Raw genomic sequence first — 15746 nt, 5'->3', positions numbered from 1 at the left:
TGAGATACCTTCTTTTTTTGAGGCGCTGATGAAGGCTGACTCAGCCGCTCTTTTCGCCGTTTTGGCTTAACGAGGCGGATGGGATCAAAGCAAAGATGACTGACGCCGCCAGCATCAGGGCGCTACTGGCGATGAGCGCGATGTCGTAGTTTCCCCGCAAGGCTTGAACCGCGGAAAACATCAGCGGGCCAATGGCTACGCCAATGGCGAACACGACGATAAACAGCCCGATCTTTTGCCCCAGCTGGGCAACGCCGAATTGCCGTGCGACAGTGTATGGGATGAGATCCGACTCTGCTCCCGCTCCAAGCGCAAGAAGAGCTGCGGCCAAATAAACCATAGAAGTCTGCCGTGTCGAGACCAACAGCAGTCCGGCAGCCACAGGACCGAGGCAACCAACGACCGCTACCAACCGTGGAGACCATCGATCAAGCATGGACCCGAGCAAGAAGCGGGCTACCAGCATCGTCATGCCGTATGTCGCCATCACAGCCGCCGCATCGACGGGCCGAAAGCCGCGATCGATCAACAACGGTGTCATGTGGACAATCATACCTTGAATGGCGAGCGTCATCAGTAGGAATGCCAACGCAAGCATCCAAAAAATTGGAGCAGACAAAAGCTCACCGAAGACAAGCTTGGAGGATTGCGCGGAAGCGGCGGACTTCTGAAAGCGCTCCTTGCCGGGAATGAGCCAGATGACGGCTACTGCGCCAAGGATTGCGACCCCAGCGCCGATCGCTGCGTAGCTGTTGCGCCAGCCGTATTCTGCAATGGAAAAGGTGGCGATCGCGGGCATTAACATGATGCCGGCGGCCGAGGCTGCATTAATGATGCCGAGCGCAAACCCACGAAAGGTCGAAAAAGTCCGAGTGACTATGTAGGTGAAAGCCGTGATCCCTTGCCCCGCGCCAAGGAGTCCGAGCAGGCCCATAAAGATTGCAAAACTTAAGGGATCACGTGGAAGTTGACCGAGTGCAATCAGGCCGAGCGCAAACAAAGCGAAAGAAAAGCCTGCAAAGACGCGCGGCCCATATCGGTCGACCAGCCACCCGACGATTGGCTGCGAGAAGCCGGAGCAGAGAGCAGCTGGCGCAAGAGCGGCAGCCACGCTGGCCCTCGACCAGCCCGTATCGTTGACAATTGGCAGCAGGAATGTTCCGAAAGTATAGATTACGATCGGCCCGAAATTGGTCAACATGCCAATTCCGGAACCGAGCACGACCTTTGTTGCCTCTATTCCACGTAGCTGAACCTGCGGCGACAGGTCGCCAACGGCCGGCAGCGCAGGCGTATTAACGCTCGTCATCATCTTCCTCCCCTTTTCAGCTCATGTTTTATTTTTTCTTGAGTTCGGTCACCGTTTTCTTTCTTGCGATCAACCAGCGCCCGTCGCTCCGATGCAGCTCGTCTTCGTAACGGCCAAATCCTGCTACGCCATCAAATGGCAGAGGAAACTGTTGAGGAGTGGTCTCACTGCGCTGGCTGAGCAGAGTTACGTACGCGTGAATAAGAATGCGATCTTCGTTCAGCCATTCCGATCTGATGTTGGAGATCAGGTGTCGGACGACCAGGTTGCGATCGCGGCGATTGATAAGATCAACAAGCATGCCCTTGCCGCGTACAAGGCCATCGCCGCGGTGCCAGACACCATCTTCTGTGAAGAGCCCTGCAGCGGCCTCGGCATTGCCATAGTCAAAATGCTCCATGAAGCTCAAGACCGTCGCTTGAGCCTCGAGGATATCCGCCGCTCGTTCTAGCCTATCCCGCTGCATGGGCCCTCAGATCTTAAGCAGCTGGTCTAATGGCTCGCCGGCGCGGAAGCGCGCCAAGAAATCCTTCGGGTCGACATCAATGCCAGAGGGATTGTTCTTGAAAGCGTCAGAGTCGATGAAGGCCTTGAGTTTCTCGGCGTCGTCAAAATTGTTGCAGCAAAGCTCAACGACGTTCTGGTCTGGATCTGAGAAATAATAGCTTGTCACTGGACCGTGGTTGGAAGCGCGGTGGGCTTGCAGACCAGCGCCGAGCAACAATTCCACGCGATCCAGCAGCGCCGCCAGATTTGCGTGACGAAATTGAAAGTGATTCAAGCCGGGATCGCGGCTGGGCGAGTCGGATAGCTCTGGCAGCTCGAATAGCGCCAGGACCTGCCCATGAACCGGCGAGCGGTCCAAGAACATGAAACAGGATCGCACGTCGCTAGCTCGGGTCTGTTTGGGCGAGCCGGCGAAACGGCGCCGGTTTTCCGGGGCACCGCCAGGATTTGTGATGCTCCAGCTCAATCCCAGCACAGATGAGTACCAGTCGCGCATCAGCTCGTACTGTGCAGTTTGCAGAACGATCTCCGAAACGCGCGGCGAAGGCAGCGCGGAGGTTGCCTTGTGCAGGTCGGCGGGTAGCGATTGGACGCTCATGGGGACAGATTCCTCATATGACACTTTTGACTTATAGTTCTAGGTTATCAGGGCTCGACGATATGTCAACTATTACATATGGCGCCATGCAGCATTTGTCTGGAGTTGAGCGCGGGCGCTTGTTCGTGAATGATCAAACGCCCGTCATGCTGAAGCGGCAACATGCAAGGCCGTCCAAGATCGCCGTCCCTGGCGCGACGGTCGCCTCACGAGCGAAATCAGCCACAGGCAGGTCACCACAAGAGATGTTACATCCTCTTGTGGTTGCCTGTGGCTGAGGTCAGCTGGTTGCTGTCCGTAGTGGAGCCGTGTCAGTTTGGTGCAGTGAGCTCGCTTGAAGGCACCGAGTTGCCGTGCAAGCCGTTGCGTAGCCGCAGCGGTAAGTGAGCGACTGCGACCGGGCCATCTGCAAAATGTTGAGTGTCCAAGATGACGAGGCCGCTCCGCCTTTCGTCGAGCCTGTTGACGAGCGCAATGACGTAGCCGTCTCCCTCCGGCGCATTAGGGGATCGGGGAGCAAACACCGGTTCTTGGACAGACGAGGTGGGACCGGGTAGCCAGCGCTCGCTCTTTCCGGTCGCTATATCCAGGTGAGCGAGGCCGTTGAGGAAAGCGTTGACCGAGGGCGGGCCACAGCGATCCGCGTCATACGGAGCGAAGGGGTCGATAAGGGCGAGAAAGGCATGACGATAGGGCCGCGTGGCGTAACGCTCGTCCACATGGGGGAACTCGCCCATCGTTTGGGTAAAGATCTCGGCCTGAGGAACGGGGCTGTTGCTAGATAGATCAAATGTCCATCTCGTCATGGCTTGACGCAGGGACCGGGGATCAGGCACGTGCCCACTATATTCTGGGAAGAACCAGAACACGTTGTCATTGACGACGGGCAGGTCGAGATAGACTTTGTGTCCTTCGTCCCATGCATTGATGGTGTGGCCCTGGAAGCCGTTCGTCGGCACTGTAAACCAACGAATATCTTTTCCGCTGCCGCGGCGGGGCAGAACCCCATAGATTTGGTCCACATTCGGCTGCCAGGCAAAGGCCGGTTCGCCCTGCTTCAGGCGTTCGATGTCCGACGTCAGCGAGCTCACGGGAAAGACGACATAGTTTTCCGTCACGGCGAAGTCGTGTATCATCGCTGCCCGCGGCGCATTAAACCAAGCTTCATGCACCACGTGTCCGCCGCGATCGATGACGTAATAGGCGATATCGGTGGTCGTCACACCCTTGGCGGCATAACCAAAGCCAATCAGCTCGCCATTGGTCGGATCGATCTTGGGGTGAGCCGTAAATGTCTGACTGGTCATCTTTCCGTCAAAACGGTAGTTACCGATCGTTTCAAGCGTATCTGGCCGCATCGCGACCGGCGGTCCGTCCTCCTTCAGCGCGAGCAACAGCCCATGGTGAACGACGACGTTGGTATTGGCCGTGCTTCGGATAGTACCGGCAACCGATGGATCGTCAGTGAACGGATTGCGGTAGGCGCCGTAGAGGGCGCGGCGCGCCGCCCGCTCCGCAACGAACTTGTCGGTCAGGACATATTTCGACGTAAAGTCGACATGACCATCCTTGAAACGGAAGGCGCCAACCATGCCATCGCCGTTAAAAAAGATGTCACGGCCAAGCTCGGCGGCCATTGTGGTTCGGGAGCTACACGAAAAAGGTGCCGTCGAGATCGGTTGGAATGCGTCCTTCAACGTCAAGATCGAACACGTGTGCCTCTACACGGCCAGGAGCGTCGAAGCCATGATAAATCGGATCGTCAGGGAAACGCTTCGTCATTTGTCACCTCGGTTTTCATGCCTTTAGCGTAGTGCGCGCGCTAGCGTCCAAGTGAGGCGCCGCATTTTCGTAACCTGCGAGCGCCTCCCCAAGGCGCCGCCGGAACAATTCGATCGCCTTTTGCTTCACGTGGCCGAAGCCACGCACCTCGAGCGGTAGCTCAGCAATGGCGACAGCCTGTGGAAGCGATGCCGCTGACAATCGACGGGGTAAGCGGTTCAAGGCATCGATGAATTCGGCGATCAGAGCACGCTCGGTGCGGCGCTCGGCGCTCCTTCCGAAGACGTCGAAGGGTGTTCCGCGCAAGATCTTCAAGGCCGCCAAGATTCTGAAGACGGGCAAGATCCAAGCTCCGAACCGGATCTTGCGCGGCTCTCCCGTTGTCTTGTCGCGGCGAGACAGAAAAGGCGGTGCAAGATAGATTGACAGCTTTGCGAAGCTATCAAACTGAGATCGGACTGCCCGCTCGAACTCTCCGCTCGTATAGAGTCTGGCAACCTCGTACTCATCCTTGTAGGCCATCAGCTTGAACAGGGATCGCGCAGCAGCCAGCGTTAGCGAATGGCCAGTATGAACCTTAGTCTCCGCCTCACGGATGTGGTTGATGACATCAAGGAAACGCTGGCTGTAGTCATTGCTCTGATAGTTGCGAAGAAATGTCGTAAGATCTTGGATCTCCGCCTCAGGGGTGCGCTGCTCAGTCTTTTCGGCCAGGCCTGCTGCAACAAAGACGAATTGAGGGTCGGAAGCTAACCGACGCCCCCACTCAAGCGCAGCGAGATTTGCCTCCTTGGCGGCGCCATTGAGTTCGATCGCCTGGTGGAGGTCCTCAAGGTTAAGGCCAAGCCAGCCTTTCTGATAAGCGCACCCGATCATCATGAAATTGGCGGCGATCGAATCGCCGAACAAAGATTGTGCCAAAGCCGTGAAGGGAAACACCGCGAAATGTTCCGGTTCAACTTGTGTGCTCAGCCGTCTCGTCAGCAAACTCGAATTCACGACGGCCTGACGATTAGTGACGAAATCTCCAGTGATGGACACGTCAGCATTGGCGAGGACGCGGCTCCGCCCTCGGTTGAGAGATGCCATCACGTCCGATGCATTGCCGACGATCTGGTCGCAAGCCAGGAGAAGGTCACAGTGCTCCGCTGGAATCCGCAAAGCATGAATGGGGCCGCCAAGATGAACGTGACTTGTAACCGCCCCGCCCTTCTGAGCCATTCCGATCTGGTCCAGCACCGCGGCCCCTCGACCTGCCAGGTGTCCGGCCATTGCCAGCACCGCGCTCGTCGTCACGATTCCGGTCCCACCTACGCCGGCAAGAAGAATGCGGCTGTGTTGCGGCGGCGCAGCGCTCACCAGGGGCAGCAATGGTTGGTCGATCGTAAGCTGCGGTTTTGGCCCGCGGTTCACACGGGCACCCTCGACAGTTACGAAACTGGGACAGAAGCCTCGAATGCAACTGAGATCGGTGTTGCAGCTCGATTGATTGATTCTTCGCTTCGTACCTAGTGGAGTGTCGACCGGCTCCACGGATAGGCAGTTTGACTTGATCGAGCAATCGCCGCAGCCTTCGCAGACCAGCTGATTGATGAAGACGCGGCGGCTGGTTTCCTTCAGTTGGCCACGTTTGCGTTTCCGCCGGCGCTCGGTAGCACACATCTGGTCATATACGATGATGCTTACACCCGGTTGGGCTCGCAATTTGAGCTGTACGGCATCAAGTTCGTCGCGATCCACCACCTCTCCCGCCAGGGAGTGGACCTCGGCATGCTCACGATAGGACGCCAGATCATCGGTGACCAAAATTATTGTGCTGACGCCCTCGGCCCGGAGCTGGCGCAGAAGCCGCTCGAGGGAAAGGTCGCCATCGACTGCTTGACCGCCTGTCATCGCGACAGCACTGTTGTAGAGCAGCTTGTAGGTGATGTTCAGCTTAGCAGAGACCGCCTGGCGGATTGCGAGCAGGCCTGAATGGAAATACGTGCCATCGCCCATATTCGAAAACACATGCGATTCGTCGGTGAACGGAGCGAGGCCGAGCCAGTGGATTCCCTCGCCGCCCATCTGGGAATAGCTGAACGTGTCAGGGCGATTGCGCGCGGCTAAACCGTGGCAGCCAATCCCAGCGAGAGCTCGACTGCCATCTGGCACGGCTGTCGACCGGTTATGCGGACACCCGGAACAGAAGAATGGACGCCGGGATGCGGGCACATCTGCAAATCCGCGTTGGTTCGTGTGCCGGCGCAAGCGTTCGCCTCGTGCTGCTACGACCTGATCACCGGATATCCTTGCGATGACCGCCGCGATCTGGACAGCAATCTGCTCGGGCGTTAGATCGCCCGTTGCAGAAAACATCGGGTGTTGCTCCGGTCCACATTTGCCCCAAACCGAGGGAGCCTGTGACCGGCCGTAGAGTATAGACTTTACTTGGCGCTCGATCAGCGGCGCCTTCTCCTCCACGATGACGAGCTCCTGCAGGCCTTCGGCAAAGGCTGTGAGGCCCTGAGGCTCTAGCGGCCAGATCATCGCCGGCTTGTAGAGAGCCAGCCCGAGCTCGATCAGCCGTGAATCGTGAAGGCCCAGCAGGTCGAGTGCTTCGCGCAAATCATTCCAAGATTTGCCGGCCGCGACGAAACCGACCCGCGCGTCCTTAGGCCTCACCGCGACGCGATCGAGACCGTTTGCCCGGACATAAGCAAGCGCAGCCGGCAAACGGAATTCATGCTGCCGCCGTTCCTGATCGAGCGGCAAGTCAGGCCAGCGGTTATGCAGGCCAATGTCCGGCACAGTGACGTCGGGCCGAACGGGCAAATTACCTAATTCTGCGGCCGGCACGGTGCGTGTACTGTCGGCCACTTCCGTCAGCACTTTTAGCGCAACCCAAGATCCCGTCAGCCGCGACATGGCAAAGCCGTGGAGTCCATAGCTGACGATCTCGCCGGGATCAGCCGGGTAGAGCAGCGGGAGGAGGAGACTGGCGACAGTCTCGTCGCTGTAGCAGGCGACCGTTGAGGATTTTGCCAGATGATCGTCACCCACGGCGACGACCACCCCGCCGTTCGGCGAAGAACCTTGCGAGTTGCCGTGCCTAATCGCGTCCGCCGCGCGATCCAGTCCAGGGCCCTTGCCGTACCACAACGCAAAAACACCATCGACCCGGGCGCCGGGTGATTGATGGATCTGCTGCGTACCGGCCACGGCGGTGGCCGCGAGTTCTTCATTGACCGCCGGCTGCACCACAATCTTTTGGTCGCTCGTTAGCCGCTTCGCAGAGGCAAACGCGGCATCGAGCGTACCAAGGGGTGAACCCCGATAACCGCTGACGAAACCCGCGCTCGACAAGCCATTCATCCGATCTCGCTCGGCCTGTAATAGCATCAGGCGGACGAGCGCCTGCACTCCGCCGAGGAGAACTGTTCCGCCGCGCTTGGAATAACGATCATCGAGCGAGATAGAGGAATTACTCATTCGCAACTCCATTGGATGCGCTGGCGCAAAAGACTTTCCGGCACGCCGGCATTAGCTCCGTGCGGTATCGATAGCGGAGCTGATCTGCACGCCGGGTGGGGCCGGCAAGTCGCCCGGAACGAACATGTCTCCCATCAAAGGCAGCGCCGGATCCACGCTATAATGCGTAAACTCGCGCACCCCCTCGTCATAGAGCACCGTGTCGTCAATCAGAAAGTTGCCCGTGAAGGCGCGCGCAGGCTTTGAGAGGATGGCATGGGCTGCGTCGGCCATGCTCTCCGGCTTGCGGCAATGACGCATTCCGTTCTCTCCGAGCAATGCAAATTGGATGGCAGCCGTCGCAATGGCGGTTCGGGGCCAGAGAGCATTGACAGCAATACCGCGATCGGCAAATTCCGCGCTCATGCCGAGCACGCACATGCTCATGCCGAACTTCGCCATGGTGTAGGCGGTGTGCGGCGCGAACCACTTGGGCGTCATGTCAAGCGGCGGAGATATCATCAAGACATGCGGATTAGCTGCCTTCATCAGGTGCGGAAGGCATGCCTTGGTAGTGATGAAGGTCCCGCGTGCGTTGACTTGAGCCATCAAGTCGAAGCGCCGGATATCCGTTTGTAGGGTGCCGGCCAGATGGATCGCTGATGCATTATTGATGCAAATGTCGATGCCGCCGAACGTCTTTGCCGCTTGGGCAACGCCGGCCTCGACGGAGGATTCATCACGGACGTCGACGGCCAGCGGCAACGCCCTGCCCCCAGCTCGCTCGATGGCTTCGGCGGCAGAATAGATCGTGCCGGGAAGATGCCGGTGCGCCTCGACAGTCTTGGCTGCAATTGCAACGTTGGCGCCGTCTTGCGCGGCTCGCAGCGCAATGGCGAGCCCAATGCCTCGGCTTGCGCCGGTAATGAACAGGGTTTTGCCGGTCAGACTCATGAGGCCACGCTGCCCATGCTCAAGGGAAGCGTTCTTAATGCCGACGTGCCCTGCACGCCGCCCGCGCCGCGGATGCGATCAATGAGCCGCGCCGGCTCTTCAGGAATAGCGTCCCCAATCCAGCTGATGTGTCCGTCCGGGCGGACCAAAGCGTAGCGGCGCCCGTAGACGGCGATGGTGTTTGGCTCCGGGATGAGCTGATGACGGATTGGCAGCCCAACCGCGTGCGCCGCACGGGTCAGACCGCCCACAGCAGCACCCACCTCCGATGCGAACTCCAGCAGCACGAACCCACGACCGAATAAGTCTAACGTGGAGTGGCCCGGCGAGAGCCAAACATGAGGTGCGCGGCCGCCGGCCTCGGCTACTTGCACGAAGTTCGCGACATCGGGCTCGGCTCGTTCGAACGATTCAGCGACGACGATCGGCGAATTGCGATAGACCGCCCCAAGATGAATTCCGAACGACCTCCATTCCCGCTGCATGGCCTGCTGGGTATAGGCTCCTGTTGCGCGCCGCGCCGTCTCGCCCGCAGGGCCTTGGTCGAGCAGCATCGGCTCTGGAGGAACCGAGCGCATCGCGGCTAGGTTCGCGGACGCCTGCGACACGTTGCGCATGGCGATCGGGCGCCGCTCTGTGTCGTAGCTTTCCAGGAGTGTGGGGCCGCCCCACCCCTCCAACACAGCTGCGATCTTCCATGACAGATCAACCGCCTCGGCAATGCCCGTATTCATGCCGTATCCGCCGGTCGGAGAGAGCTGATGGGCCGAATCGCCGACGAGGAAGCAGCGCCCGGAGCTGAACTTCGGCGCAGTGATCTCACGACGGGACCACGGCAACCAAGAGAGCACCTCGTAGTCAACATCGGCTCCGATTCCTCGTCGCACAAAAGTGTTGATCTGCGCCTCGCTCCAATTGGGCCAGGTCTCGTCGCCGAGCAGTTGAAGCCGCCAGGTATCGCGCCCGTCTATATTGACGAAGCTTCCCCAAACCCCCTCAGGCCCGACTAACACGTACCGATACGCCCGTTGGGCGAGCGTCTTCTGCGCCAGAGCCGGACACCGAACGAAGATGTTCGTGCTACAACTCAATACCTTGCTGTTTGTCGGACCAAGCGAGAGTCGCTGTGCGACTGTGCTGCTTGCCCCATCGCAGGCGGCAAGGTACTGCGCACGCACGCATAGTGGTTCGCCACCAAGCAGCGGGCGCACGTGAGCGATGACGTGGTCGCCCTTGTCCTCGAATTCCTCTAGGCGGTGCTGATACAGCAACTGGTTGGTCGAGTAGCTCGAAGCTGCGTTCTGGAGTACGGGGTCGAAAAAATTTTGAGGGCATAGCTCGTGCTTTTGCGGGCTAAACGGTGGCGGGACCGCGTGCGCTTTATCAGGGTAGACATCGCGCGCCAGTTCGTGGCCGAGGACCCCCGTCGCATAGACGATGCTGACCGGCAGATCGCGAGGAAACCCGGCCATTTCGATGGCCTCGACAATTCCCCAGCGTCGGCAGAATTCCATAGTGCGAATGCCGACATTGTCCATGCGAGGATGAACCATCCGGGCCGTCGGCCGCTCCTGCTCTATGAGCAGCGCTTCGACACCGCGCCAACCGAGATCGATTGCAAGCGACAAGCCGACCGGCCCTCCGCCGACTATCAAGACGGGCGTATCGATCGTTTCCACGGACATTCCTCCTGAATTGAACTGCTCGCCGGAGACCGTCTGGCCGCACCGGTCAATGGGCTGCGGCGCTAGAGGTGGTGTTTCGGCAGCGACCGAGGCTTTCCAAGAGGCATGCCCCTGCCCTGCATTTTTGAGAATTGGCCGGGCGCGCTGCTCTCCGGAACGTCCCTCTGCGGGCATGCCACTCATTCTTCAGAGGCCCTCGCAATAACCCGAACGCCGGCTGCGCAACGGGGCTTAGTGGGCATTCGACGCCGGGAAGCATCGATTTCCTCCATATGTCATATATTACATATGTGAGTAACAGGCGAATGTGCATATGTCAAATGTTGCCGATGGTAAAAGCTCGCCCTCCAGACTATGCAGGGTCAGGGCAAGGTCACTGAATGCTCCGTAAGAGCGTGATTGTGCTTGGAGATTAGGCGAGCTTGGAACTAGCGATGGCGAAGAAGAAGACGACCGTAAAACGGAAGGCCCCTGCGGCAACTCCTCCAGCAATTCCGACGCTTGGTTATGTCATTCTGACGAGCTTGGCCCACCATCCTCATACCGGTTATGAGCTGACTCAATTGATGGGCCCCCCGCGCAATTACATGTGGGAGGCCAAGCACAGCCAAGTCTATCCGACGCTGCAGCTGCTAGCGGAACACGGCTATGTCACGTTCGAGGACATTGCGCAGGAAAGCAAACCGGACAAGAAGGTCTACGAGGTTACGGAGCGCGGCCTCGAAGCTCTCAAGGAGTGGGCGAGAAAAGGTCCGACCCATGTGCCTGTCCGGGACGAGTTCAGCGTAAAGATGGCGGCATTGCGGTTGCTTCCGCCCAGTGAAGCTGTGGCCGTGCTCAACCGGCAAATCGAGCTCGTTGAAGGAGAGATAGCGGCCATCAACCTACACTTGGTCGATTTTGTTGATCGTTTCCGTTTGCCGGAGCCGGCACAGAGCAATCATCGCCAATTCTGCCTGCTATCTGCCATTCGACTCTCGCGCGACCTGAAGCTGACGGCTATGGAAGCCTATCGAAAATTGGCCGGCGAATTGTCGCGCGCCACTGAGCCAGCCAAGGCATCTAGAGCACAGTCAAAATGAAGACCCTCGGCAGTTTACAGCCATCTGCCGCTGGCCCTTGTTCCAGGGTCTCGTCCCGACGTTGAATTGCCACCATTACCCTGTATAGGGACGCATGGGTGTTCGCTGCATTGGGGCGGCGTCAGGTAACGCGATGGTCGGGCCGCCACGCGGACGATCTGCGCCTATGAACCACGATCCTAAATTCGGCGATCTTCCGACAGCTCAGCGATTGGCAGAACAGGCTGCGAACACACTTAACCGATTTCTGCATATTGAGGCAGTAAGCGGCGCGGTGCTTCTCGTTGCAGCAGCCGCGGCCTTGATCTGGGCGAATTCGACCGCGGCCCCGAGTTACCACCTCTTTTGGACTCTCCCTGTCACCATTGGCCTTGGTGAGTACGTCTTTTCCCAGTCGCTGCATTTCTGGGTGAATGACGCATTGATGACCGTCTTCTTCCTTGTTGTGGGCATGGAGATTCGGCGGGAGGTTCATGAGGGCGCACTGAGCCGCTTTGACCAGGCCGTTCTGCCGCTGATTGCTTCGGCCGGTGGCGTCCTCGTTCCCGCGCTTATCTATCTAAGCCTCAACAATGATGCTGCTCGGGGACACGGCTGGGCCGTGCCGACCGCGACGGACATCGCCTTTGCTGTTGGCGTCCTCGCCCTGCTTGGACGAAGAATCCCGGTCAATGTGCGAGTGTTCCTACTCGCTCTAGCGATCATCGACGACATCATTGCGATTTTGATCATCGCCGTCTTTTACACCGAAACTCTGCAATTAGGCGGCCTTGCTATCGCAGCCGTTGGCGTTCTCGGGGTCTTGGGATTCCAGCGGATGGGGATCGGTGCGGCATCGCCATATGTGGTGCCAGGTTTGTTGGTTTGGGTCGGATTGTTCGTTGCCGGGGTCCACCCAACACTTGCTGGAGTGGTGCTCGGGTTGATGACTCCGGCTCGCCCCATAGCGATGCGAGAACCTCCGCTGGAGGTGGCGTCGCAAGCGCTCGGACAGTTGAAAACTGGCGATGCGATGAAAACAGGAGATCTGCATTTGTTGCAGCAGCCGTTGCGCGACCTTCGCATAGCTCACCGTGAGATTTTGCCGCCCGCGTCGCGCGTGCAGATGGTACTTCATCCGTGGGTAGCTTACGGAGTGATGCCAATGTTTGCGCTGGCGAATTCGGGGGTCAGCATAAAGGGCGCGGATCTACCCGCTGCCGGCCTGCTGGTGACGATGGGCACCGCACTTGCTTTGATAGTGGGAAAGCCGCTTGGCATTTTCGGAGCGGCCTGGATCGCCGTACGATCGGGGTTCTGCTGCCTTGCTCCCGGGGTTTCTTGGGGCGGCGTCTTTCTCGTCGGACTGCTAGCGGGCATCGGCTTCACCATGTCCATCTTCATCTCGATGCTGGCCTTCTCCAGTGAAGGTTTTTTAAGGGCAGCAAAATTGGGCGTGTTGTTGGGCTCGGCCATAGCCGTGACGCTCGGCCTTGGCTGGGGCGCCTTCTACGTGCGACGTTCGTGACGTCGGTTCGTGTCCTTCCAGGCTCGGCACGGCCCGCGATATCGTCGCTGTCACGATCATCGGTCCGGTTTGTTGATCCGACGTAGCCTAGCAAAACCTGCCACCGCGCAGGGCGACATCGGCTCTTTTGCGCTTCCAGATCGGCTACTCCAGCAGAGGAGCTACCAAAGTTTGCGCTCTCACACGGCCATTCAGCCGGCAGTAATCTTGATAGGCTGCCCAGTTGTGCCTGGCGCTTGAAACAGCCCAGCGGCCGGTTAGTTTCTCTCGGGCTTTTAGCCACTCGCTCCCCAAGTCTCAACCGACCGCCGCTTGAAGCACGGCACGGAACCGAATAACGATCTTGATCCGAACCACGGCGCAGCCACCGCTATCAAAGACATGGCCCGAAAAAAGAACCTCCGCTCGGATCCGAAAAAAGCTAAGGGCCTTCCAGCTGGCGGCAGGCTCCGGTCAAAGGGAATGCCGCTGCGTGAACGGGAGGACGGGGAAGAGGCCGGCAACGGCATCCGTGCCATGCTCGTTGGTCTATCAATGCTACAGGCGATCGCGAAGGAGCGCCGGCCGCTTCCGCTTAAGGATGTTGCCACCGTCAGCGGACTCAGCCCGAGCCGGGCTCATAGGTATTTGTCAAGCCTGCTCGCGGCGGGCTTTATGGAGCAGGACGTCAGATCAGGCCATTACGCTTTGGGGCAAGCCGTTGTCGAATTAGGATTGGTTGCCCTCGGTCAATTGGATCACATTCGGATCGGCGTGGATGCGCTCGTCGCCTTCAGTGAGGAGACCGGCTTTGACGGACATCTCTCCGTTTGGGGCTCATTTGGTCCGACGGTGGTGCGTTGGCAATCCGGACGCTTGGGCTATCATTTCCGGATCGACGAAGGCCGCGTGCTCCCGCTCTTATGGTCGGCAACCGGGCGCGTGCTCATGGCCTATCGCGAGGGAGGGGAAATTGCCCCGCTGGTGAAGCAAGAGCTTGCCGTGTGGAATCGCGAGAACCCCGAACAGCAGATTCGGCGCCAGGACGTGACGCGCATGTGTGCGGCGGTTCGCGAGTTCGGTCTCTCAGCATCGGTTCCATCGCAGCAACGCAATGGTCTGCTCGACCCCGTATTTCCCACAGTCATCAGACTAGGATTGGAAACCACAGCAGCGCCGATTTTCGATCATCGCGGCCGTGTGCCAATGGCCCTCACGTTTTTTGGGTCAGTCCATGGTTCGTCCATCAATAGCGAACCTGCACTTCAAAAGAAGCTCCGCGCCGCCGCGCAAGCAGCTTCGCGGCGCCTGGGCGGCCTAGCCGAGCCGCCAACTTAGGAGCATTGGTCTCGCAAGAGCCAGCAGTTGGACGAATGTTGTGGAAGTCCAATCATTGGCTTGCCGCTCGACACGCCGCGCCGCAGCGTCCACATTCGGTCATGGAAGCCAATGGCCGCAGACGAGGTGAAGCCGAGCGCAGGTGGCGGGCTCGCTCCTTCACTCCCCTCCCGTCAGAGACTTGGCCGCGAGCTACGGTCCGGTCGCCTTTCCGAGGCCGCTCTCCTTACCGTCATGCAAGCCCCGACCTGCCATGCTTTACATCAGAGTATTCGGTGCTTCGCTGTGCAATTCGAGTAAAAAATTGCGCTGTTCCAGCGCTTGCAAAATTCCATACTATTTTGATTGGTGGGTTTGACGCCTAGTGACATTGCGTCGGTCGCGACGTGCAGCGTCGGATGCGCCTTGGTTTATGCACCTTAGGCGGCGGCTTTCAGCGGGATGCGAGGAGTACTTCGATGAAACTAGCTTTGTTCAACGAGTTCATACCCGGGGCAATCAAAGAGAATGAAATTGTCGACATCACAAAGCCGGTTTCCGCGCTCGCGAAATGCGGGCCTCAATACCTGATGGAAGGTCTGATGACTAACTGGGCGACCTACCGGCCGCTCTTGGAGGATTACGTGTCGCGCACGAAGGGCCGCCCAGTCTCCGAAGTGCGGCTGAGAGCGCCGCTGCCGCGACCATCTAAAATTCTGTGCGCCGCAGCGAACTATAAAGAGGGGATCGAAGGCAATATCAGCGATCTTGAGTTCTTTCACAAATCGCCATCTGCGATCATTGGCGATGGCGACACAATGATTCTTCCTAAGGTCGAAGTGACCATCGTCCATCACGAATTGGAACTAGGCGTGGTCATAGGCAAGACCTGCAAGGACGTCTCGGAGAGCGAAGCGTTGGATTATGTTTTTGGATACACGATCGTTCAAGACGGGTCCGCACGCGGCATATTGTCGAACGGTCAGATGTCATTTTTCACGCAAAAGAATTGGGATACGTTTGCGCCTCTTGGTCCCTTGGTCGTGACAAAGGATGAAGTGCGGGACCCTCACGATCTGCAGGTCCGGCTTTGGGCCAACGGCGAGCTACGGCAGGACTACCACACAAGTGACATGGCCCATCGAATCCCGGCGCTCATTCACAAGGCCTCGATGTTCAATACGTTCTTCCCAGGCGATATAATCGCGACAGGCTGCAACCGTCAGGGTTTAGGTCCGATGCAGCATGGCGATACCATCGTTCAGGAAATAACGGGGCTCGGTCGGCTGACGACGTTAGTGGAGGACCCTCTCAAGCGCAGCTGGCCATACGGCGTCGATGCCGAGTTTGCAGACTTCGTGAAGAAGCCGCGCACCCAGCGTGGCGCTCTGGGGCCGCCGCGGATCGTCCCCGCGAATTCGCGGCTGCCGACCTAGTTCAAGCGGTCCGACCCGCGGTTCGCACTGTCAGATCTTTCAAAAGGGCTGAGCGGGCTTGGCAGCGCGCCATGCCTGCTCTGTCGACACCGAGCCATCGCGGGCCTGTCTAGGCCCGATCTCATCTGCAAATTAGGCTG

Annotated in this window: 12 protein-coding genes; 4 read left to right on the top strand and 8 right to left on the bottom strand. The window is 58.8% G+C overall.

What is annotated here, in order from left to right; genetic code table 11:
* Positions 1-40: 40 nt before the first annotated feature.
* The 8 genes from XH91_RS36890 to XH91_RS36860 all read right to left on the bottom strand — a co-directional run bounded on the left by XH91_RS36890 (position 41) and on the right by XH91_RS36860 (position 10279).
* Positions 41-1312 carry an MFS transporter gene (locus tag XH91_RS36890; protein ID WP_128930004.1) on the bottom strand — a complete coding sequence of 424 codons (1272 nt, stop codon included), beginning with the start codon at positions 1310-1312 and terminating at the stop codon, positions 41-43.
* Between the two features lie 25 nt (positions 1313-1337).
* Positions 1338-1775 carry a nuclear transport factor 2 family protein gene (locus XH91_RS36885; protein WP_128930003.1) on the bottom strand — a complete coding sequence of 146 codons (438 nt, stop codon included), beginning with the start codon at positions 1773-1775 and terminating at the stop codon, positions 1338-1340.
* Between the two features lie 6 nt (positions 1776-1781).
* Entirely contained in the window at positions 1782-2414 is a 633-nt protein-coding gene (locus XH91_RS36880) for a VOC family protein (protein ID WP_128930002.1), read from the bottom strand.
* Between the two features lie 311 nt (positions 2415-2725).
* Positions 2726-4051: a carotenoid oxygenase family protein gene (locus tag XH91_RS36875; protein ID WP_206733113.1), complete on the bottom strand. Its 1326-nt coding sequence runs from the start codon at positions 4049-4051 to the stop codon at positions 2726-2728.
* A gap of 13 nt (positions 4052-4064) precedes the next feature.
* Complete coding sequence (locus tag XH91_RS40050; protein ID WP_276575769.1) at positions 4065-4196, bottom strand: hypothetical protein; 132 nt, start codon at positions 4194-4196, stop codon at positions 4065-4067.
* A gap of 15 nt (positions 4197-4211) precedes the next feature.
* A complete protein-coding gene (locus tag XH91_RS36870; RefSeq protein ID WP_164933586.1) occupies positions 4212-7667 on the bottom strand; it encodes an indolepyruvate ferredoxin oxidoreductase family protein in 3456 nt (1151 codons plus the stop codon).
* A gap of 51 nt (positions 7668-7718) precedes the next feature.
* A complete protein-coding gene (locus XH91_RS36865; protein ID WP_128930000.1) occupies positions 7719-8600 on the bottom strand; it encodes an SDR family oxidoreductase in 882 nt (293 codons plus the stop codon).
* On the bottom strand, positions 8597-10279 hold the full coding sequence (locus tag XH91_RS36860) for an FAD-dependent oxidoreductase (RefSeq protein WP_164933585.1): 1683 nt from the start codon (positions 10277-10279) through the stop codon (positions 8597-8599). Before XH91_RS36860 ends, XH91_RS36865 begins: the two co-directional genes overlap by 4 nt.
* A gap of 440 nt (positions 10280-10719) precedes the next feature.
* Here XH91_RS36860 and XH91_RS36855 point away from each other — a divergent pair, with 440 nt between their 5' ends.
* The 4 genes from XH91_RS36855 to XH91_RS36840 all read left to right on the top strand — a co-directional run bounded on the left by XH91_RS36855 (position 10720) and on the right by XH91_RS36840 (position 15606).
* Positions 10720-11367 carry a PadR family transcriptional regulator gene (locus XH91_RS36855; protein WP_128929998.1) on the top strand — a complete coding sequence of 216 codons (648 nt, stop codon included), beginning with the start codon at positions 10720-10722 and terminating at the stop codon, positions 11365-11367.
* A 166-nt stretch (positions 11368-11533) separates the two neighbouring features.
* Complete coding sequence (gene nhaA / locus XH91_RS36850) at positions 11534-12874, top strand: Na+/H+ antiporter NhaA (protein ID WP_128929997.1); 1341 nt, start codon at positions 11534-11536, stop codon at positions 12872-12874.
* A gap of 312 nt (positions 12875-13186) precedes the next feature.
* Positions 13187-14191 carry an IclR family transcriptional regulator gene (locus XH91_RS36845; RefSeq protein WP_128929996.1) on the top strand — a complete coding sequence of 335 codons (1005 nt, stop codon included), beginning with the start codon at positions 13187-13189 and terminating at the stop codon, positions 14189-14191.
* A 458-nt stretch (positions 14192-14649) separates the two neighbouring features.
* The gene (locus XH91_RS36840) at positions 14650-15606 is read left to right on the top strand and encodes a fumarylacetoacetate hydrolase family protein (RefSeq protein ID WP_164933584.1); all 957 of its coding nucleotides are present in this window, start codon (positions 14650-14652) and stop codon (positions 15604-15606) included.
* Positions 15607-15746 lie beyond the last annotated feature (140 nt).

This window comes from Bradyrhizobium guangzhouense (genome assembly GCF_004114955.1).
Taxonomy (GTDB): Bacteria; Pseudomonadota; Alphaproteobacteria; order Rhizobiales; family Xanthobacteraceae; genus Bradyrhizobium; species Bradyrhizobium guangzhouense.
The sequence above is the reverse complement of the archived record's forward strand: the minus strand, read 5'-3'. Positions and strand labels throughout refer to the sequence as shown.

What these genes read in the sequence shown, in the direction of transcription:
- XH91_RS36890 (WP_128930004.1), bottom strand. Translation starts at nt 1,312, where the DNA reads ATGATGACGAGCGTTAATACGCCTGCGCTGCCGGCCGTTGGCGACCTG.
- XH91_RS36885 (WP_128930003.1), bottom strand. Translation starts at nt 1,775, where the DNA reads ATGCAGCGGGATAGGCTAGAACGAGCGGCGGATATCCTCGAGGCTCAA.
- XH91_RS36880 (WP_128930002.1), bottom strand. Translation starts at nt 2,414, where the DNA reads ATGAGCGTCCAATCGCTACCCGCCGACCTGCACAAGGCAACCTCCGCG.
- XH91_RS36875 (WP_206733113.1), bottom strand. Translation starts at nt 4,051, where the DNA reads ATGGCCGCCGAGCTTGGCCGTGACATCTTTTTTAACGGCGATGGCATG.
- XH91_RS40050 (WP_276575769.1), bottom strand. Translation starts at nt 4,196, where the DNA reads ATGACGAAGCGTTTCCCTGACGATCCGATTTATCATGGCTTCGACGCT.
- XH91_RS36870 (WP_164933586.1), bottom strand. Translation starts at nt 7,667, where the DNA reads ATGAGTAATTCCTCTATCTCGCTCGATGATCGTTATTCCAAGCGCGGC.
- XH91_RS36865 (WP_128930000.1), bottom strand. Translation starts at nt 8,600, where the DNA reads ATGAGTCTGACCGGCAAAACCCTGTTCATTACCGGCGCAAGCCGAGGC.
- XH91_RS36855 (WP_128929998.1), top strand. Translation starts at nt 10,720, where the DNA reads ATGGCGAAGAAGAAGACGACCGTAAAACGGAAGGCCCCTGCGGCAACT.
- nhaA (WP_128929997.1), top strand. Translation starts at nt 11,534, where the DNA reads ATGAACCACGATCCTAAATTCGGCGATCTTCCGACAGCTCAGCGATTG.
- XH91_RS36840 (WP_164933584.1), top strand. Translation starts at nt 14,650, where the DNA reads ATGAAACTAGCTTTGTTCAACGAGTTCATACCCGGGGCAATCAAAGAG.